An 18488-nucleotide genomic window follows, 5' to 3' on the forward strand; every position below is an offset into this window, starting at 1 on the left:
GATCAGTTCACGCTATCGACGCATCATGGCGATGTTTAGAGAGCTTCGGACAAGACTGGGGTTGCGAAAACCGTACCCTGGCAGGCATGTCACTATAGGCCGAAGGACCTATGGCGTGGACTTCGGAAACATTTTCCAGGCGACTGCTGAGGCGCCTGTCAGCATTGGAAATTATTGCTCGATCGCTGCCGGTGTACTTTTTATCGCTGCGGGCGAGCATCCGATGTCTTTGGTGTCCAGCTATCCCTTTCCAGGCTCTGACCAGTTCGGACCGCCCACACGGGACATCGCAAAGGGGCCGATCACGATAGGCAATGACGTATGGATCGGTTCACGCGCCATTGTTTTGTCGGGTGTAAAGATAGGTGACGGCGCAGTCGTTGGCGCCGGCGCAGTGGTCTCAAAGGACGTCGAGCCATATGCCGTGGTTGCAGGTAACCCTGCGAAGTTAATCCGGCATCGATTTGAGCCGAAAATCGTTGAAGGACTTCTGGCCATCCGCTGGTGGGATTGGAACGACAATCAAATCGAAGCGGCGATGCCCGATTTCCACGCCTCGGTCTCCGAATTCGTCTCGAAGTATCGGGCGGCGTAAATAATCAACAGCTCCATGCGACATCGAAAGAACGGGCATCGTTTCCGAAGCTGAGCCGAGAAAAACCGAGAAATACGGCGGCGAAACAGGTAACAGCCGATAACTGTCAGGGATGGGTCGCGCATAATCGTGCAAGACCCATCCCCTCAAAGGCGATTGCGCGCCTGAACTACAGCCAGATGTTGATCCAGTAGCGCTCGCGCCAGCAGCGACGGCGCCAGCGGCCATGACGCCAGACACGGCGGCAGACATGCCTCCACCCGCGCCGACGGCGACGCCCGCGGTGGCGCCAGCGCCAATCTCCGTGATAGTGACGGTGGTGGGAAACCAGCTCCACCTCGGGCTGATCGTCACCTTCGAAGACTGCATTGTCCGGCTTGTCGAGCTCGTCCAGAATTCCGTTGTCGGCGGGAATACCGGCAACGGCCTTGCCAGGTCCGGCCAGGCTTGCCAGTGCCGCCGCCCCCGCAACGCCAAGCATTCCAGTCAGAAACAATCGACGTTCCATCAAAACCTCCCGAGCTGTTGAGCATCGGCGGCTCTTCCCTTACCCGCAACGGGCTCCAGCGAGCGACCGATCGGTTTGAACGTACAAGTAGCATTCTCGTTCCATTACCCAACTTCGCGCAAGATGAAGTCGTGCAGCATCTTCGCGGCGGGCGAGAGCACGCGGTTCTTGACCGTGATCAGGCTGTAGGGCCGGACTTCGATGTCGAATTCGGTCTGCACGACGTCGATCGCGCCGGCGAGCCCATCGCCGCCTTGAATGAACTTGGCGACCTGGATCGAGACAGGTGCGATGGCATCCGACTGCGCCACCATCACCAAGGTGAGCAGCAGCGAGGAGGTGTTGAGGATGCGGTCGGGCAAAGGGATGTCGCGGTTCAAAAAGTTGCTTTCCATCGCCTGGCGCAGCGGCGAGCCGCCAGACTGGAACACCCAGTCATAGCTTGCCGTCTCCTCCAGCCGCACCATCCTGCCGCTCGCCAAGGGGTGGCCGCGGCGCACGATGAGGCAGGCCTTCTCGACGCCGATGACGCGCGATTCGAAGAGCCGCGGATTGAGGTCGTCGGGGATGCGGGCGATGATGAAATCGTGGCGCGACGCGATCAGCTCGCGGGCGAGCACGTTCGAGGTCTCGACCTGCATGGTGATCTCGATGCGCGGATAGATGCGGCGGATCTCGCGGATCGCCGGCACGGCCAATTCGATCGCCGGCGCCGTCACGGCGCCCAGGAAGACCGAGCCACCCTTGCCGGCCTTGAGCTCGGAAATCTCGCGATCGGCCTCCCGCATCTCGAGCAGAATCGAGCGGGCGCGCCGGGCGAGCGCCTGGCCGTAAGGGGTCAGCGTCACGCCGCGCGGCAGCCGCTCGCACAACTTCACGTCGAGCACCGCCTCCATCTCGGCGATCATTCGCGAGGCGGCCGGCTGGGAGATGTTCATGACCTGGGCGGCGGCGCTTACCCGTCCGTGATCGTCCAGCGCGGCGATCATACGCATATGGCGAAGACTGAGGCCGCTGCGCAGCAGCGTCTCGCCGTCTCCCGGCAACTTCTCGTAACTCCCTGAAATCGCATCGGGATCGCGCAATGCCGCCATTATTTTTGATCTCTTGTCCGGGTTGCTGTCAGTCCCTTAAGCTATATCAGCTTCGATATAGCAACCAGCAAAGATCGCATTTGACAGTTATGTCAAAGGGACCCACCCTTCCCGCGTTCCGAGGCGCAGCAGTCGGCAACGAGCAAATTCGTATCGATTGAAACTGCGTCGCGGGACCGATTGGGAGGATACCGGAGATCGATAAAGTCGGCGGAGGCGCGCCAGCGCTCCTGTCCGACCGCGCGGCCCGCGAAGCCCCGAGGTGTCGCGTCCATCAACCAGGGAGAGTAATCGTGAAGATCATCAAGACGCTGGCCGCCGTGGCGGCCCTTGGCATTGCCGCCATGAGCTATTCGGCGCACGCCGCCGACAAGGGCCTCATAGGCGTGCTGATGCCGACCAAGACCTCGCAGCGCTGGATCAACGACGGCGACGCCGTCAAGTCTCAGCTCGAGAAGCTCGGCTACACCGTCGACCTGCAATATGCGCAGGACGACATCCCGAACCAGCTCAGCCAGCTGGAAAACGAAATCACCAAGGGCCCGAAGGCGCTGATCATCGCTTCGATCGACGGCACCACCATGGCCGACGCGCTGCAGAAAGCCAACGATGCCGGCGTCGTCGTCGTCGCCTATGACCGCCTGATCAAGAAGACCAAGAATGTCGACTACTACACCACCTTCGACAATTTCGGCGTCGGCGTGATCCAGGCGAATTCGCTGGTCAAGGGCCTCAAGGAGCGCTTCCCGAACACCAAGCCGTGGAACGTCGAGCTGTTCGGCGGCTCGCCGGACGACAACAACGCCTTCTTCTTCTACAATGGCGCCATGTCGGTCCTGCAGCCGCTGATCGATGACGGCTCGATCAAGATCAAGTCCGGCCAGATGGGCATGGACAAGGTCGGCACGCTGCGCTGGCTCGCCGCCACCGCGCAGGCGCGTATGGACAATTTGCTTTCGGCCAACTACTCGGACGGCAGCCGCGTCGATGGCGTTCTGTCGCCCTATGACGGCCTGTCGCGCGGCATCACCGCCTCGCTTCGCGCCGTCGGCTACGGCACCGACGCCCAGCCCTGGCCGATCGTGACCGGCCAGGACGCCGAAACCGCCTCGGTCAAGCTGATCATCTCGGGCGAGCAGTATTCGACGGTGTTCAAGGACACCCGCGAGCTGGCCAAGTCGACCGTGGAGTTGGTCGACAAGGTGCTCTCCGGCGGCAAGCCTGAGGGCCTCGACACCAAGACCTACAACAACGACGTCAAGGTCGTTCCCTCGATCCTCCTGACGCCGGTTGAGGTCGACAAGTCGAACTATCAGAAGCTGGTCGTCGACTCCGGCTACATCAAGGCCGACGAGCTGAAGTAATCCAGCCCACAGGAAGGGGTCCTGCGCGACCGCAGGACCCCTTTTCGTTCACAAGCGAGCCCGGTATTGTTTTTGCCGGCTTCTGCAGCGATGCGCCGTCGCGGCGCGAACCAGACTGCAGTATGTTGATTTCGCGCATGGGCCTTTCCACGATCGATGCCGATTTGGGAGCCATGCGCCAGGGAGCAGATCCTGATGGCCTCGACGATTTTGGAGATGCGCGACATCACCAAGACGTTCCCCGGCGTGAAGGCGTTGTCGAACGTCAATCTCAGCGTCGAGGAAGGTGAGATTCACGCCGTCGTCGGCGAGAACGGCGCCGGCAAGTCGACGCTGATGAAGGTGTTGTCGGGCGTCTATCCATCCGGCACCTATGACGGCCAGATCGTTTTTCGCGGCCAGGAATGCAATTTCAAAGGCATCCACGACAGCGAGCATATCGGCATCGTCATCATCCACCAGGAGCTCGCGCTGGTGCCGATGCTGTCGATCGCGGAAAACATCTTCCTCGGCAATGAGCACGCCACCTACGGCGTCATTGACTGGGACGCCAACGAGACGCGAACGGCTGCCCTGCTCAAGAAGGTCGGGCTCAACGAAGACCCCAAGACGCTGATCACCAATATCGGCGTCGGCAAGCAGCAGCTGGTCGAGATCGCCAAGGCGCTGAGCAAGGAAGTGAAACTCCTGATCCTCGACGAGCCGACGGCTTCACTCAGCGAAAAGGACAGCCAGGCGCTGCTCGACCTCCTGCTCGAGTTCAAGCGCCAGGGCATGACCTCGATCCTGATCTCGCACAAGTTGAATGAGGTGAACCGTGTCGCCGACAAGGTGACGGTGATCCGCGACGGACGCACCATCGAAACCTTGCCGCGAAAAGACATCTCGGAAGACCGCATCATCACCTCGATGGTCGGCCGCTCGCTCGACGACCGCTACCCGCCGCGCGAGCCGAAGATCGGCGAGGTCGTCTTCGAAGTGAAGAACTGGTCCGTCTACCACCCGATCCATGCCGGGCGGCAGGTGATCAAGAACATCAATCTCAATGTGCGCAAGGGCGAGGTGGTCGGCATCGCCGGACTGATGGGCGCCGGTCGTACCGAATTTGCGATGAGCCTGTTCGGCCGCACCTACGGCCGGCACATCACCGGCGAGGTCTTGCTTGAAGGCAAGCCGATCGACCTCTCATCGGTGAGCAAGGCGGTGGAAAACCGCATCGCCTATGTCACCGAGGACCGCAAGACCTATGGCCTCAACCTGATCGACCACATCAAGCACAATGTGACCCTGGCCAACTTGTCCGGTGTTTCCAGCCGCGGCGTCATCGACGACATGCGCGAGATGAGCGTGGCCAACGACTATCGCAAGAAGACCAACATCCGCGCCTCCAGTGTCTACCAGCTGACCGGCAATCTCTCGGGCGGCAACCAGCAGAAGGTGGTGCTGTCGAAATGGCTGTTCGCCGATCCCGAAGTCCTGATCCTCGACGAGCCGACCCGCGGCATTGACGTCGGCGCCAAATACGAAATCTATACGATCATCGCCCGCCTTGCCGCCGAAGGCAAAGCGGTCATCGTCATCTCGTCGGAAATGCCGGAATTGCTCGGCATCACCGACCGCATCTATGTGATGAACGAAGGGCGCATCGTCGGCGAAATGGCGGCGAGCGACGCCAGCCAGGAGAAGATCATGCGCGCCATCGTTCGGGGAGAAGGAAAAGCATCATGAGCACAGAGACCTCTCCCGCGCCGCAGAGCGGCATCGCCGAAGACGTCAAGCAGCAGGGTCCGCGCGTCGCGGTCTCGGCGCTGACGACGAATTTGCGCGAGTACGGCCTGATCATCGCGCTGATCGTCATCATGCTGTTCTTCCAGTACACGACGTCGGGAACGCTGTTCAAACCGGTCAACCTCTCGAACCTGGTGCAGCAGAACTCGTTCATCATCGTGATGGCGCTCGGCATGCTCCTGGTGATCGTCTCCGGCTATATCGACCTCAGCGTGGGATCGGTCGCCGGCTTCATCGGCGCGCTCGCGGCTATGATGATGGTCATCTGGCCGCTCGGCATATTCTCGAATCCGCTGGTGGTCTCGATCGTCTGCCTGGTCGTCGGCGCGCTTATCGGCGCGGCGCAAGGCTACTGGATCGCCTATCACAAGATACCGAGCTTCATCGTGACGCTGGCCGGCATGCTGATCTTCCGCGGCATCTGCCAGGCACTGCTTGGCGGCGGCTCGTCGGTCGGCCCGCTGCCGGACAGCTTCAAGGCGCTGAGCTCCGGCTTCATCCCGGACGTCATCGGCCCGCTGACGTTGATCCCGCCGACGGTGAACGCGGCCGGCAAGACCATCCTCGGCAGCGGCCTCACCCTGCATATGACGACGGTCGTGCTCGGCCTGGTCGGGGTGCTCGCCTACGCCTATTTCGGCTTCAGGACGCGGCGCAAGCGCGAGCGCCACGGCTATGAGGCGGAGCCCTTCCCGCTGTTCGTCGTCAAGACGCTGGTGGGCGGCGCGCTGGCGCTGTTCCTGGTCTTCCAGTTCGCCAGCTACAGGGGCTTCCCGGTGGTGCTGCTGGTGATGGGCGTGCTTATCTCGCTGTTCGTCTTCGTCACCAAGCGCATGACCATCGGCCGCCGCATCTACGCCATGGGCGGCAACGCCAAGGCCGCGCAGCTCTCGGGCATCAACACCGAACGGTTGACGCTGATGGTGTTCATCAACATGGGCGTGCTGTCGGCGCTCGGCGGCCTGATCATCGCGGCGCGCCTCGGCCAGGCCGTGCCGGCGGCGGGTCTCGGCTCAGAGCTCGACGTCATCGCGGCCGTCTTCATCGGCGGCGCCTCGGCAATGGGCGGCGTCGGCCAGGTGATCGGCGCGGTGGTCGGCGGCTTCATCATGGGCGTGATGAACAACGGCATGTCGATCATGGGCGTCAATGTCGACTGGCAGCAGGTGGTCAAGGGCCTGGTGCTGCTCGGCGCCGTGATCTTCGACGTCTACAACAAGAACAAGGCTTAGTGCATGTCGCCCAAAAGCGCTTAGCGGTTTTGGGGAAACGACATGCATCAAAACAGGGCTTAAGGGCCGGAACAAAGTTCAGGAGGCATACGGGTTCCAGATCGCGGGGCTGCCGGCAAACCCGCCGGCGCCGGGAAGTCCAGGCAAGGACCGTGCTCGCGAGCGCAATCCGGACGAAGAATTTCAACCGTGGCGGGGATTTCTCCATGCCGCGCAGGGTAAGGCTTGCCCACAGGCGGCCGACAAAATGAGAGAGGATTCAAACATGCTGATCTCCCAGATCCTCGACGACGCCGAGACGATCCGCGTCGTCGCCCGCAACGGCGGCGGCAAAACCAGGGTCATCAACGGCGCGCGCAGCGTCTATTCGCTGGCGATGGAGGCCGCCCGCACCGGCACAGGCCTCGAGGCGCTGATCGAACGCAAGGGCTATGGCGAGACGGTTGATCTCGATGCCGCCTACAAGAGGGGCAGGCTGGTCTCGCCGATCAACCATCCAGATCCCGCGCATCTGCATCTCACCGGCACGGGGCTGACGCATCTCGGCTCGGCGGCGACGCGGGATTCCATGCACAAGAAGCTCAATGACGGCGAGGAGCACCTCACCGATTCCATGAAGATGTTCCGCATGGGGCTCGAAGGCGGCAAGCCGGCCAAGGGCCAGGTCGGCGTGCAGCCGGAATGGTTCTACAAGGGCAACGGCACGATGGCGGTGGCCCCCGGCGCGCCTTTGGTGTCGCCCGCCTTCGCGCAGGATGGCGGCGAGGAGCCGGAGATCGCCGGCATCTATGTGATCGGCGACGACGGCGCGCCGTTCCGCGTCGGCTTCACGCTGTCGAACGAGTTCTCCGACCATGTGACGGAGCGGGTGAACTATCTGTTCCTCGCCCATTCCAAGCTCCGCAACGCCTCGTTCGGCCCCGAAATCCTGATCGGCGACCTGCCGGCCGACATCCGCGGCGCATCGCGCATCTGGCGTGACGGCAAGCTTCTGTGGGAAAAGCCGTTCCTGTCGGGCGAAGCGAACATGTCGCACACCATCGCCAATCTCGAGCACCACCATTTCAAATATTCGGCCTTCCGCCAGCCGGGCGACGTGCATGTGCACATGTTCGGCACCGCGACGCTCTCCTTCGCCGACGGCGTCCAGACGGAGGCCGGCGATACGTTCGAGATCGAGGCGCCGGATTTCGGCCTGCCGCTGCGCAATCCACTGGAGATCGAAAAGCCGGTGAAGGTGGCGGTGAAGGCGTTATGATTGGGTGATCTCCCCCCTTGTGGGGGAGATCGGCAGCTTCAGCGGGCTGCTTTGAAATGCTTGGAGAGCTTCAGGCCCTGCGCCTGATAGTTCGAGCCGAGATCGGTGCCGTAAAGCGCCTGCGGCCGCTTCAGCATATGCTCGTAGACGAGACGGCCGACGATCTGGCCGTGGTCGAGGATGAAAGGCACCTCGTGGCTGCGCACTTCGAGCACGGCGCGGCTGCCGCTGCCGCCGGCGGCGGAGTGGCCAAAGCCCGGATCGAAGAAGCCGGCATAGTGGACGCGGAACTCGCCGACCAGCGGATCGAAAGGCGTCATCTCGGCGGCGTAGAGCGGCGGCACATGCACGGCTTCGCGCGAGACCAGGATGTAGAATTCGTCCGGATCGAGCACCAGTTCGCCAGCGCCGCTCTTGTAGATCGGCTCCCAGAAATCGACGACATCCTGCGCGGCGCGCTTGTCGACATCGACAAGCCCGGTGTGATGCTTGCCGCGGTAGCCGACGAGGCCGTCCTTGTCGCCGTCGAGGTCGATGGAAAGCGCAATGCCGCCGCCCGAAATATTGGGCGGCTCGGTGGCGACCAGCATCTCGGCGCGATGAAGGTCGCGCAACTCGTTCTCCGAGAGCACCGCGTTGCCGGTGCGGAAGCGGATCTGCGACAGCCGCGAGCCGGCCCGCACGACGATCGGGAAGGTGCGCGGACTGACTTCGAGATAGAGCGGGCCGTGATAGCCGGCGGCAATCTTGTCGAACTCGTGGCCGCGATCGGTCATCACCCGAGTGAAGATGTCGAGGCGCCCGGTCGAGCTCTTCGGATTGGCGGAAGCAGACACATTCGAGGGCAACGCCAGGCCTTCGATCAGCGGCACGATGTAGACGCAGCCCGTCTCCAGCACCGCGCCCCCGGTGAGGTCGATCTCGTGCAGCTTCAGCCGTTCGAGCTTGTCGGCGACCAGATGATCGGGTCCCGGCAGGAAGGAGGCGCGCACGCGATAGGCCTTGTCGCCGAGCCTGAGATCGAGGCTGGCCGGCTGGATCTGGTCGGTGTCCAGCAAGCGCGGCGACTTCAGCGCCTTCGCGTCGAACAGCGCCGCGATGTCCTGATCCGGAAGAATGCCTGTCTGCCGCAAAGGCTGGCTCCGTTCACAAGGCCGGGCGAGGACCTAAGCAGGCTCTTGCCGCCCGGCTGGTACAAACCTCTTAATGAAGCCGGCAATTGACGCAAGCGCGGCGCGGGTCTAAAGGGTCGTTATCCCGTGGTGATTTGGCCGGTCGGCTTGCAGCCACGTTAAACAAGTCGCTAAAGGACCGTCGAGCCGCAAGGCTATATGGACCGGTTGCGACTTCGCGGCCGGTTTTTTTGTGTCTGGAAGCAGGGCTATGAGCACCAAGAAGCGTAACTGGAAACCTCAGACGGCACTCGTGCATGGCGGGACATTGCGTTCCCAATTCGGCGAGACCGCCGAGGCGATGTATCTCACGCAGGGCTATGTCTACGAGACGGCCCAGGCGGCGGAGGCCCGCTTCAAGGGTGAGGAGCCGGGCTTCATCTATTCGCGCTACGCCAATCCGACCGTCGACATGTTCGAAAAGCGCATGTGCGCTTTGGAAGGCGCCGAGGATGCCCGCGCCACGGCCTCCGGCATGGCGGCTGTAACGGCGGCGCTGCTTTGCAGCGCCAAGGCCGGCGACCATATCGTCGCGGCCCGCGCGCTGTTCGGTTCCTGTCGCTGGGTGGTCGAGACGCTGGCGCCGCGCTACGGCATCCAAGCAACGCTGGTCGACGGCACCGACATCGCCAATTGGGAAAAGGCGGTAAGGCCGAATACCAAGCTGCTCTTCCTCGAGAGCCCGACCAATCCGACGCTGGAAGTGGTCGACATCGCCGCGGTCGCCAAGCTCGCCAATTCGATCGGCGCCAGGCTGATCGTCGACAATGTCTTTGCCACGCCGCTGCAGCAAAAGCCGTTGCAGCTCGGCGCCCATATCGTCGTCTATTCGGCGACGAAGCACATAGACGGCCAGGGCCGCTGCCTCGGCGGCGTCATCCTGTCCGACAAGAAATGGATCGACGAGAACCTGCACGACTATTTCCGCCACACCGGCCCGAGCCTGTCGCCCTTCAACGCCTGGACGCTGTTGAAAGGGCTGGAGACCCTGCCGCTGCGCGTGCGCCAGCAGACCGAGAGCGCCGGCAAGATCGCCGATTTCCTCGCCGGCCGATCGGAGATAGCCCGCGTCATCTATCCGGGCCGGGCCGACCATCCGCAGGCCGACATCGTCAGGAAGCAGATGTCGGGCGGCTCGACGTTGATCTGCCTCGACGTCAAGGGCGGCAAACAGGCGGCCTTCGCCTTCCAGAACGCACTCGATATCGTGCTGATCTCGAACAATCTCGGCGACGCCAAGAGCCTGATCACCCACCCGGCGACGACCACGCACAAGAACCTGAGCGACGACGCGCGGGCAGAGCTAGGCATCGGGCCAGGCACGCTCAGGCTTTCGGTTGGCCTGGAGGACACCGACGATCTGCTGGAGGACATCGAGCAGGCGCTGAAGGCGGCGAAGTAACAGCCCACCTCGCGCTAGATTAAGCGCGCCTAAGCGGCAATCGGCTCAGGCGAGCTCTTCCAGTTCGGTCGCCGCCTTGGTGCGGATGGTCATGGCGTTGCCGCGCCATTCGACGGCGCCGCCGAACCAGGCGCGCGCCCAGATGGCGGGCAGCATCGCGTCGCGCACGATCATCGCGGTGACGGTGCGCGGCGACAGGTACCAGCCCTTGGCCGAAGCCAGCAGGCATTCCGGCAGGTAGGCTATCGCCAGCACGCACAAGGCCGTTGAAGGCAGGCTGACACCGGCGCTTGCAGCGGCAATCAGCGCCAGTAGCAGCGCCATCGCGGCGCCGGTGAGGATCTCGGGCGCGAAGAACAGCAGGAACGTGACCCGGCGCAGCCGCGCCCACCGCGTCTGGCGCGACCAGATCTCGGCGAACCGGCGCTGGCCGAGCGGCTGCTCGAAAGGCGAAGCGACGAGATTGACGTTGAGCCCCAGGCTGTTGACCAGCTTGGTGGCTGCCGCATCCTCGGCGATCTCGGCGGCCAAAGCCTGGATGCCGCCATTGGCGTCCAGCATCGGCTTGTTCCACAGCATGCTCTTGCCCTGGGCGAAGCCGAGGCCGAGCGCCTCGCCGGCATACTGCCAGCGCGCTTGCAGCGTGTTGAGGAAAGCGCATTCGACCTCGGCCCAAAACCCGTCCGGCCGCGAGCCGATCGGCGTCGAGCAGACGAGGCCGGTGTCCGCGCGCCATGCCGCCATCAGCTGCTGGACGTAGTCCCTCGGCATCAGCACGTTGGAATCGGCAAGGATGACCCAATCGTGCCTGGCCGCCTGCCAGCCCTTGACGCAGTTGTTGAGCTTGGGATTGGCGCTGATGCGGTCGTCGCCGATCAGCAGCCGCGCCGGAACCTCCGGGTAGCGCGCCATCGCCGCATCGATCAGCCTGACCACCGGGTCTTCGGCATGCGCGACGCAGAAGATCAGCTCATAGCGCGGCCAGTCGAGCGAGAAGGCGCGCTGCAAGGTCTCCTGCGTGAACGGCTCGACGCCGCGCGCCGGCACGATGATCGAGACCGGCTGCGCGCCAGCGGGCGGCGCTATGACACGCCGCCGTTCGAGCCGCGAGGAGGCGAGCACGATGCTGGCGAGATTGGAAAGGAGAAGGGCTGACGAAGCCAGGCCGGCTGCGATAGTCAGTTCCATCGAGATCTGGTCACTCCCGAAAGGCCGCATGCGGCCGTTTCATCAGTCGACAGAGCGCCCGAGTCGCCCGGCGCGGTTTGTGCACACCAACATTGTCGTATGTCACTTAAATGACATTGTTTTTCGGCACCTGCGCTTACAAGGCTGGCAGGATGGTCGGCGCTACGTCTACTAAGAGCGGAGCGTGACATATATTCCGCGGCGGCAACCGGAGTGGCCCATGTATCGCGCAGTGACGCGCAACATCGAAGTGCTGGTCAGGCCCTTCTACCTGGAGGACCGATCCGATCCGTCCGAGAACCGCTATGTCTGGGGCTACCAGGTGACGATCGACAACCGCTCCGACGATTTCGTGCAGCTTCTGTCGCGCTACTGGCATATCACCGACGGTCGGGGCCGGGTCGAGGAGGTGCGCGGCGCCGGCGTCGTCGGCGACCAGCCGGAGCTCAATCCCGGCGACAGCTATCAGTATACCTCGGGCTGCCCGCTCTCGACGCCGTCGGGCATCATGGTCGGCCATTACACGATGCGCAACGGCCGCGGCGAGACGTTCGATATCGCCATTCCGGCCTTCTCGCTCGATATGCCGGGGACGAGGCGCACGGTGAACTAGCTTCTTTCTCCCCGTATACATGGAGAAATGCCCGGCAGGGCAATGAGGGGCGGCGCCGAGGTTCGAGATTTTCTTTAGACGACGGCCTCGGTGACCATCTTCACCAATGACGGCCCTGCCCCTCATCCGCCCTTCGGGCACCTTCTCCCCGTGAAACGGGGAGAAGGAAGGCTTACTTCACGAATTCGGCCGGGTCGAAGTCGTACTGCGTCGAGCAGAACTCGCAAGCGACGTGGATGCCGCCGTCCTCGGTCGAGTCCTCGATCTCCTGCGCCGAAAAGCCTTCGAGGATGCCGTGGATCTTCTCGCGCGAGCAGGAGCACTGGTCGGCGACCGGAACGCCGCGGAAGACGCGCACGCCATGTTCGTGGAACAGCCGGTAGAGCAGGCGTTCGGCGCCCACCGTCGGGTCGATCAGCTCGGTCGGCTCGATGGTGCCTAGCAGCGCCAGCAACTCCTGCCAGGAATTGTCGGCCGGATGGTCCGCGACGTCACGCGGATCGCCGTCGCCGCCGGAAATATCGGGAACGCGCATGCGCTCCGGCGATTGCGGCAGGAACTGCGCCAGGATGCCGCCGGCACGCCACTGCTCTCGCGCGCCGCCCGGGCCGGGCGTGACCAGCTTGGCGACCGACATCTTGATCTCGGTCGGGATCTGCTCCGACTGCCGGAAGTAGGTGCGCGCGGCATCCTCGAGCGAGGTGTCGTCGAGCTGGACGATGCCCTGGTAGCGCTGCGTATGCGCGCCCTGGTCGATGGTCAGCGCCAGGACGCCGTTGCCGAGCAGCGTCTGCTGCGAGGTCTCGCCGGCGGCGATCAGCGCCTGCAGCCGGTCGGCGTCGAAGCGCGCATACGCGCGCAGCGCATGCGGGGTCGAGAAATCAGCCACCAGCATGTCCACCGGACCGTCGGTACGGGTCTGCAGGATGAACTTGCCTTCAAACTTCAGCGAGGTGCCGAGCAGCACGGTGAGCACACAGGCTTCCGCCAAAAGACGGGCGACCGGCTCGGGATAATCGTGGCGGCTCAAGATAGCGTCGAGCATCGGCCCGAGCTGCACGGTGCGGCCGCGCACATCGAGCGGCGCGACCTCGTAAGGTACGACGTGATCGTCGCCGGCGAAGCCGAATTCACCGAGTTGGGGTCTATGCTCAGCCAAGGTAAGGGTTTCCAACATGACAAAACTCCGGGGCGCAGCCATGCAACCCGATGAGCCGCATGCGTCGAAGCGCGTTCAATTTACGTGATGGCCCGCAAATAGGCATCACATATCCCCAGATCAAGTTGACCCCGATCGGGCCGGAAGCGGTCAGGTCGGCCCTTCTCAAGCGCCCAGGCACCAGGCCAGCACCGCCTTCTGGGCGTGCAGCCGGTTCTCGGCCTCGTCGAAGACCACCGAATGCGGCCCGTCGATCACCTCGTCGGTGACCTCCTCGCCGCGATGCGCCGGCAGGCAATGCATGAACAACGCATCGGGCTTGGCCTTCGCCATCAGCGCAGCATTCACCTGATAGGGCAGGAAGACGTTGTGGCCGCGGGCGCGATGCTCCTGGCCCATCGAGACCCAGCTGTCGGTGACGACGCAGTCGGCATGGTCGACGGCCTCCTCGGCGGACCGGGAAAACCGGACCTTGCCGCCATTGGCTTTCGACCAGTCGACATATTTCTCGAAAGGCTCGCTGCCCTCCGGCACCGCGACATTGAGATTGAAGCGGAACCGTGCCGAGGCTTCGAGCAGCGAATGCAGCACATTGTTGCCGTCGCCGGTCCAGGCGAAGGTCTTGCCGGCCACCGGACCGCGATGCTCCTCATAGGTCATGATGTCGGCCATGAGCTGGCAGGGATGCGTGTCGTCGGTCAGCCCGTTGATGACCGGAACGGTGGCATTCTCGGTGAGCTCCAGCAGCCGGTCATGCGAGGTGGTGCGGATCATGATGGCGTCGACGTAGCGCGACAGCACCTTTGCCGTGTCGGCGATGGTCTCCGAACGGCCGAGCTGCATCTCGGTGCCGGTCAGCATGATCGTCTCGCCGCCGAGCTGGCGCATGCCGACATCGAACGACACGCGCGTGCGCGTCGACGGCTTGTCGAAGATCATGGCCAGCACCTTGCCATCAAGCGGTTTTGAACGCTCGCCAGCCTTGAGCCTGGTCTTTCGCGCCACCGCGTCGTCGAGCATGACGCGCAGGTCGCCCGCGGAAACGGCGGATAGATCGGTGAAGTGGCGAACACTCATCGGCAGGTTCCAGAAGTTATTTCGCGGCTTCGGCCGCAATCGCATCGGCCAGGCCCTTGGCGCCGCCGCGAATGCGCTTCAGCGCCTCGCCGATCTCCTCGTCGGTGACGGTGAGCGGCGGCAGGAGGCGAATGACGTTGTCGCCCGCCGGCACGGCAAGCAGGTGCTGATCGCGCAGCGCCATGTTCACCTTGGTGTTGGGCATGGCGCATTTCAGGCCGAGCATCAGGCCGATTCCCCTGATGCCCTCGACGACATCGGGAAATTCGTCCGCGACCGCGGCCAGACCCTGTTTCAAAAGCAACGCCTTGCGCTGCACGTCCTCGAGGAAGCCGTCGGCCAGCACGACGTCGAGCACGGCGTTGCCGACCGCCATCGCCAGCGGATTGCCGCCGAAGGTGGTGCCGTGCACGCCGGCCGTCATGCCGGTCGCCGCCTCGTCCGTGGCAAGGCAGGCACCCATCGGGAAGCCGCCGCCTATGCCCTTGGCGATCGCCATCAAATCGGGCGTGACGCCCGTCCACTCATGCGCGAACAGCTTGCCGGTGCGGCCGATGCCGCACTGGACCTCATCGAAGATCAACAGCAGGCCATGCTTGTCGCAGAGTTGCCGCAGCCGCTTCAGCGATTGCGTCGGTACCGGACGGATACCGCCCTCGCCCTGGACCGGCTCAATCAGGATCGCCGCCGTCTCCGGCGTTATCGCCTTTTCAGCGGCGTCGATGTCGTCGAAAGCCACCTGGTCGAAGCCTTCGACCTTCGGGCCGAAGCCTTCGAGATATTTGTACTGGCCGCCGGCGGCGATCGTCGCCAGCGTGCGGCCGTGGAAGGCGCCCTCGAAGGTGATGATGCGGAAACGCTCAGGCTGGCCCTTGACGAAATGATAGCGCCTGGCCGTCTTGATGGCGCATTCCAGCGCCTCGGCACCGGAATTGGTGAAGAACACCTTGTCGGCAAAGGTCGCTTCGGCCAGCCGCTCGCCCAGCCGGCGCTGTTCCGGGATCTCATAGAGGTTGGAGACGTGCCACAGCTTGGCGGCCTGCTCGGTGAGCGCCGCGACCAGATGCGGATGGCTGTGGCCCAACGAATTCACGGCGATGCCGCCCGCGAAGTCGAGATATCGCTCGCCCTTGTCGGTGACCAGCCAGGTCCCCTCCCCGCGGTCGAAAGCCAGGGGTGCGCGAGCAAAGGTCTCGTAAAGCGCCGAACCGCTCATTATATGCGTCTCCGGAACCGGAAATCAAAAAAGCCGCCAATGCGGCGGCCTTTGCGGCTTATCATGTTTTTCGGCCATGAAGTCAACGAAAACGTCACGCACAAGCGCGTGGCAACTCCTGGCGACATGCCGGCCCATCAGTGGTCAGGCAAGTTGGGGAAAACCGCAAAAACCGAATCGGTGTTGCCCTGGGGACTCTTGTCACCGAGTCAGCGCATAAGGTAATTGTAGTCGAGAAATAACTATATTTCGTGCGGCGGATCTAAATCACCCGGTACATGTGGTGTCGTTTGCCCGGCGAGAGCCGGCTCGGGAAAGGATTCTGGCTGCCGCACGCTTCAGCAGGAGCGCGGTCTCATGAACTGGACTGACGAGCGGGTAGAACTTCTCAGGAAATTGTGGTCGGAGGGTCTGAGCGCCAGCCAGATTGCCGCACAGCTTGGCGGAGTGAGCCGCAATGCCGTCATCGGCAAGGTGCATCGCCTGAAGCTGTCGGGCCGCGGCCGCGCGACGGCCGCCCCGGCGCGCCAGAAAAAGGCGACGCAAGGCGCCTCGATGCAGAAATCGGTGACCCGCGCCGCAAGCGCCACGCGTCATGTGACGGCCACCATCGGCGCCACCGCGCTGCAGGTGCAGTTCGACGCCGAGCCGGTCGCGCGCCACTATATCCGCCCGGTCGAGAACGTGGTCGTGCCGATCTCGCGGCATCTGCAGCTCGTCGAGCTGACCGAACGCACCTGCAAATGGCCGAACGGCGATCCGCTCTCGGAAGACTTCAACTTCTGCGGCAACGACGCCGCCGAAACGGGACCGTACTGCAAGTACCACTCCCGTGTTGCGTTCCAGCCGGCGGGGGAGCGCCGTAGGGCGCGCTGAGCGAATAGCGAATAGCGAATAGCGAATAGAACGGCTTGGCTTCTGTGACTGGGAGCAAGCCGTTTTTTCGTTGTTCCCTATTCGCTACTCCCTATTCGCTGCCGCTCACAGCCACCCGTTCTTCTTGAACCGCCAGTACAGGAATGAGCAGATCGAGGCCATCACCAGCAGGATGATGGGATAGCCATATTCCATCTTCAGTTCCGGCATGTCGGAGAAGTTCATGCCGTAGATGCCGGCGAAAGCCGTGGGCACCGCCAGGATGGCGGCCCATGAGGCGAGCTTCTTGGAGATAGCGGTTTCCTGGCTCTGTCCGACGAGCAGGCTGGCTTCGAAAGCGAAGGCCAAAACCTCGCGCAGGCTATCGATCTTTTCCTGCACGGTGCGGATGTGGTCGGTCACGTCGCGGAACAACGGATGCATGGCGGCATGGATCTGCGGCAGCTCGGCGCTGGTCAGCCGACGGCAGACCTCGACCAGCGGCAGCGCCGCATTGCGCAGGCGCAAGAGATCGCGGCGCAGCATGTAGAGCCGCTCGATATCGGTGCCGGTCATCGGCTTCAAAAGCACCCTGTCCTCGATCGCCTCGACCTCGTCCTCGATCTGCTCCAACACCGGCATATAATTGTCGACGATGAAATCGAGGATGGCGTAGAGGACGAAATCCTCGCCTTTGGCGAGCGAATGCGGGCAGCTCTCCCAGTGCTGGCGCACGGCGGCGTAAGAGGTCGACGGGCCGTGCCGGACGCTGACAATGTAGCCGGTGCCGACGAACAGATGCGTCTCGCCGAACGTGACGCGGCCGTCGATCAATTGCGCGGTGCGGGCGACGATGAAGAGGGCGTCGCCATATTGCTCGATCTTCGGGCGCGCATGCGGATGCTCGGCGTCCTCGATCGCCAGGTCATGCAGGTGGAACTGCGCCTGCACCCTGAGCAGCAGGTTGCGGTCGGGCTCGAGCAGGCCGATCCAGACGACATGGCCGGGTCTTGCCGCCCATTCGCCGGCCTGCTCGACGGCGATATCGGCGACGCGCTTGCCGCCCGAATAGACGCTGGATGCAATGATGCCCGACGTTGGGGCCGGGGTCAGGTTCCGAACTTGTTCCATCGCAAACCTCCCGAGACTGCGACTGACAAATCGCCGTGCCTGGAGGAGCTTAGCCTAAATCAGGAAGCCGTTCGAGAGGCACCCGTTCACTTAGCCGGCACCGCGCCGGGAAGCACGACCTTGTCGGTCTTGTCGCCTTTCGGCCGGTCGGCCGGCATCTGATCGCCGGTGACGATGTAATAGATCGTCTCGGCGATGTTGGTGGCATGGTCGCCGATGCGCTCGATGTTCTTGGCGCAGAACAGAAGATGCGTGCAGGGCGTGATGTTGCGCGGATCTTCCATCATGTAGGTCAAAAGCTCGCGGAACAGCGAGGTGTACATGGCGTCGATCTGGTCGTCGCGGTCGCGCACCAAGCCGATCCTCTCGACCGAGCGCGAGGCATAGACGTCGAGCACTTCCTTGAGCTGCGTCAGCGCAAGGTTGGCAAGCGCCTCCAGGCCGCGAAAAAGGCTGTTCGGCTGGCGGCCGTCGACCGAAGCGACGCGCTTGGCGACGTTCTTACCCAAGTCGCCGACGCGCTCGATGTCGGCCGAGATGCGGATCGCGCCGACGATCTCGCGAAGGTCGGTCGCCATCGGCTGGCGCCTGGCGATGATGATGATGGCCTTGTCGTCGATCTCGCGCTGGCCCTCGTCGAGGACGAGATCGTCCTGGATGACCTTCTGGGCGAGGCCATGGTCGACATTCACCAACGCCGCGACCGCCTGTTCGACCATGCGCTCGGCATGCCCGCCCATCGCGGCGATGCGCTTCGACAGGAACTTCAGCTCTTCATCATAGGCACTGACGATATGGACGGACTGCATGGATATGCCTTCCCGGTTTTTACCGGC

The 18488-nt window shown here is 63.3% G+C and carries 17 protein-coding genes and 1 riboswitch; of the genes, 8 read left to right on the forward strand and 9 right to left on the reverse strand.

Going from position 1 to position 18488, the window contains the following annotated elements:
* The first annotated feature begins 115 nt into the window (after positions 1-115).
* Positions 116-595 (forward strand): CatB-related O-acetyltransferase, encoded by a 480-nt coding sequence (locus AC0YKC_RS02135; protein ID WP_488509666.1) that lies wholly within the window; start codon positions 116-118, stop codon positions 593-595.
* A gap of 169 nt (positions 596-764) precedes the next feature.
* On the opposite strand, the gene AC0YKC_RS02140 is transcribed toward AC0YKC_RS02135, so the two are convergent.
* Entirely contained in the window at positions 765-1103 is a 339-nt protein-coding gene (locus tag AC0YKC_RS02140; RefSeq protein ID WP_488509668.1) for a protamine-2 (modular protein), read from the reverse strand.
* Positions 1104-1207: 104 nt separating this feature from the next.
* Positions 1208-2197: a LysR family transcriptional regulator gene (locus AC0YKC_RS02145; RefSeq protein WP_434725188.1), complete on the reverse strand. Its 990-nt coding sequence runs from the start codon at positions 2195-2197 to the stop codon at positions 1208-1210.
* Positions 2198-2490: 293 nt separating this feature from the next.
* Here AC0YKC_RS02145 and chvE point away from each other — a divergent pair, with 293 nt between their 5' ends.
* From chvE to araD1, 4 genes are all read left to right on the forward strand, one after another.
* Positions 2491-3561 carry a multiple monosaccharide ABC transporter substrate-binding protein gene (gene chvE / locus AC0YKC_RS02150; protein WP_320297664.1) on the forward strand — a complete coding sequence of 357 codons (1071 nt, stop codon included), beginning with the start codon at positions 2491-2493 and terminating at the stop codon, positions 3559-3561.
* A gap of 195 nt (positions 3562-3756) precedes the next feature.
* A complete protein-coding gene (gene mmsA / locus AC0YKC_RS02155; protein ID WP_488509671.1) occupies positions 3757-5289 on the forward strand; it encodes a multiple monosaccharide ABC transporter ATP-binding protein in 1533 nt (510 codons plus the stop codon).
* Entirely contained in the window at positions 5286-6581 is a 1296-nt protein-coding gene (mmsB, locus tag AC0YKC_RS02160; RefSeq protein WP_488509673.1) for a multiple monosaccharide ABC transporter permease, read from the forward strand. Before mmsA ends, mmsB begins: the two co-directional genes overlap by 4 nt.
* Positions 6582-6846: 265 nt before the next feature.
* Positions 6847-7839 carry an AraD1 family protein gene (gene araD1 / locus AC0YKC_RS02165; protein WP_320297802.1) on the forward strand — a complete coding sequence of 331 codons (993 nt, stop codon included), beginning with the start codon at positions 6847-6849 and terminating at the stop codon, positions 7837-7839.
* 38 nt (positions 7840-7877) lie between these two features.
* Here the strand turns inward: araD1 and AC0YKC_RS02170 are convergent, their stop codons facing one another.
* A complete protein-coding gene (locus AC0YKC_RS02170) occupies positions 7878-8972 on the reverse strand; it encodes a 2'-deoxycytidine 5'-triphosphate deaminase (protein ID WP_488509677.1) in 1095 nt (364 codons plus the stop codon).
* A 116-nt stretch (positions 8973-9088) separates the two neighbouring features.
* Positions 9089-9166, forward strand: a riboswitch (SAM riboswitch).
* A 56-nt stretch (positions 9167-9222) separates the two neighbouring features.
* Here AC0YKC_RS02170 and AC0YKC_RS02175 point away from each other — a divergent pair.
* Positions 9223-10413, forward strand: a complete 1191-nt coding sequence (locus AC0YKC_RS02175; RefSeq protein WP_488509679.1) for an O-succinylhomoserine sulfhydrylase — start codon at positions 9223-9225, stop codon at positions 10411-10413.
* A 45-nt stretch (positions 10414-10458) separates the two neighbouring features.
* Here AC0YKC_RS02175 and AC0YKC_RS02180 read toward each other — a convergent pair whose 3' ends face one another.
* A complete protein-coding gene (locus AC0YKC_RS02180) occupies positions 10459-11601 on the reverse strand; it encodes a ceramide glucosyltransferase (RefSeq protein WP_488509681.1) in 1143 nt (380 codons plus the stop codon).
* 220 nt (positions 11602-11821) lie between these two features.
* Here AC0YKC_RS02180 and apaG point away from each other — a divergent pair, with 220 nt between their 5' ends.
* A complete protein-coding gene (gene apaG, locus AC0YKC_RS02185) occupies positions 11822-12214 on the forward strand; it encodes a Co2+/Mg2+ efflux protein ApaG (protein ID WP_320297670.1) in 393 nt (130 codons plus the stop codon).
* Positions 12215-12386: 172 nt separating this feature from the next.
* Here the strand turns inward: apaG and AC0YKC_RS02190 are convergent, their stop codons facing one another.
* The 3 genes from AC0YKC_RS02190 to AC0YKC_RS02200 all read right to left on the reverse strand — a co-directional run bounded on the left by AC0YKC_RS02190 (position 12387) and on the right by AC0YKC_RS02200 (position 15666).
* Positions 12387-13415 carry an Hsp33 family molecular chaperone gene (locus AC0YKC_RS02190; protein WP_488509684.1) on the reverse strand — a complete coding sequence of 343 codons (1029 nt, stop codon included), beginning with the start codon at positions 13413-13415 and terminating at the stop codon, positions 12387-12389.
* Between the two features lie 123 nt (positions 13416-13538).
* Positions 13539-14450 carry an ornithine carbamoyltransferase gene (gene argF, locus AC0YKC_RS02195; RefSeq protein ID WP_434725180.1) on the reverse strand — a complete coding sequence of 304 codons (912 nt, stop codon included), beginning with the start codon at positions 14448-14450 and terminating at the stop codon, positions 13539-13541.
* Positions 14451-14466: 16 nt separating this feature from the next.
* A complete protein-coding gene (locus tag AC0YKC_RS02200) occupies positions 14467-15666 on the reverse strand; it encodes an acetylornithine transaminase (protein ID WP_488509687.1) in 1200 nt (399 codons plus the stop codon).
* Positions 15667-16023: 357 nt separating this feature from the next.
* Between AC0YKC_RS02200 and AC0YKC_RS02205 the strand changes: the two genes are divergently transcribed.
* Positions 16024-16542 (forward strand): GcrA family cell cycle regulator, encoded by a 519-nt coding sequence (locus AC0YKC_RS02205; protein WP_320297674.1) that lies wholly within the window; start codon positions 16024-16026, stop codon positions 16540-16542.
* A gap of 105 nt (positions 16543-16647) precedes the next feature.
* On the opposite strand, the gene AC0YKC_RS02210 is transcribed toward AC0YKC_RS02205, so the two are convergent.
* The gene (locus AC0YKC_RS02210; protein ID WP_488509690.1) at positions 16648-17652 is read right to left on the reverse strand and encodes a magnesium and cobalt transport protein CorA; all 1005 of its coding nucleotides are present in this window, start codon (positions 17650-17652) and stop codon (positions 16648-16650) included.
* An 86-nt stretch (positions 17653-17738) separates the two neighbouring features.
* Positions 17739-18461, reverse strand: coding sequence for a phosphate signaling complex protein PhoU (gene phoU / locus AC0YKC_RS02215; protein WP_434725178.1), 723 nt, complete (start codon positions 18459-18461; stop codon positions 17739-17741).
* Between the last annotated feature and the right edge of the window lie 27 nt (positions 18462-18488).

It is taken from the genome of Mesorhizobium sp. CNPSo 4661 (assembly GCF_057784215.1).

Coding starts and splice junctions, on each gene's coding strand:
- AC0YKC_RS02140 (WP_488509668.1), bottom strand. CDS start 1,103: ATGGAACGTCGATTGTTTCTGACTGGAATGCTTGGCGTTGCGGGGGCG.
- AC0YKC_RS02145 (WP_434725188.1), bottom strand. CDS start 2,197: ATGGCGGCATTGCGCGATCCCGATGCGATTTCAGGGAGTTACGAGAAG.
- mmsA (WP_488509671.1), top strand. CDS start 3,757: ATGGCCTCGACGATTTTGGAGATGCGCGACATCACCAAGACGTTCCCC.
- mmsB (WP_488509673.1), top strand. CDS start 5,286: ATGAGCACAGAGACCTCTCCCGCGCCGCAGAGCGGCATCGCCGAAGAC.
- araD1 (WP_320297802.1), top strand. CDS start 6,847: ATGCTGATCTCCCAGATCCTCGACGACGCCGAGACGATCCGCGTCGTC.
- AC0YKC_RS02175 (WP_488509679.1), top strand. CDS start 9,223: ATGAGCACCAAGAAGCGTAACTGGAAACCTCAGACGGCACTCGTGCAT.
- AC0YKC_RS02180 (WP_488509681.1), bottom strand. CDS start 11,601: ATGGAACTGACTATCGCAGCCGGCCTGGCTTCGTCAGCCCTTCTCCTT.
- apaG (WP_320297670.1), top strand. CDS start 11,822: ATGTATCGCGCAGTGACGCGCAACATCGAAGTGCTGGTCAGGCCCTTC.
- AC0YKC_RS02190 (WP_488509684.1), bottom strand. CDS start 13,415: ATGGCTGCGCCCCGGAGTTTTGTCATGTTGGAAACCCTTACCTTGGCT.
- argF (WP_434725180.1), bottom strand. CDS start 14,450: ATGAGTGTTCGCCACTTCACCGATCTATCCGCCGTTTCCGCGGGCGAC.
- AC0YKC_RS02200 (WP_488509687.1), bottom strand. CDS start 15,666: ATGAGCGGTTCGGCGCTTTACGAGACCTTTGCTCGCGCACCCCTGGCT.
- AC0YKC_RS02205 (WP_320297674.1), top strand. CDS start 16,024: ATGAACTGGACTGACGAGCGGGTAGAACTTCTCAGGAAATTGTGGTCG.
- AC0YKC_RS02210 (WP_488509690.1), bottom strand. CDS start 17,652: ATGGAACAAGTTCGGAACCTGACCCCGGCCCCAACGTCGGGCATCATT.
- phoU (WP_434725178.1), bottom strand. CDS start 18,461: ATGCAGTCCGTCCATATCGTCAGTGCCTATGATGAAGAGCTGAAGTTC.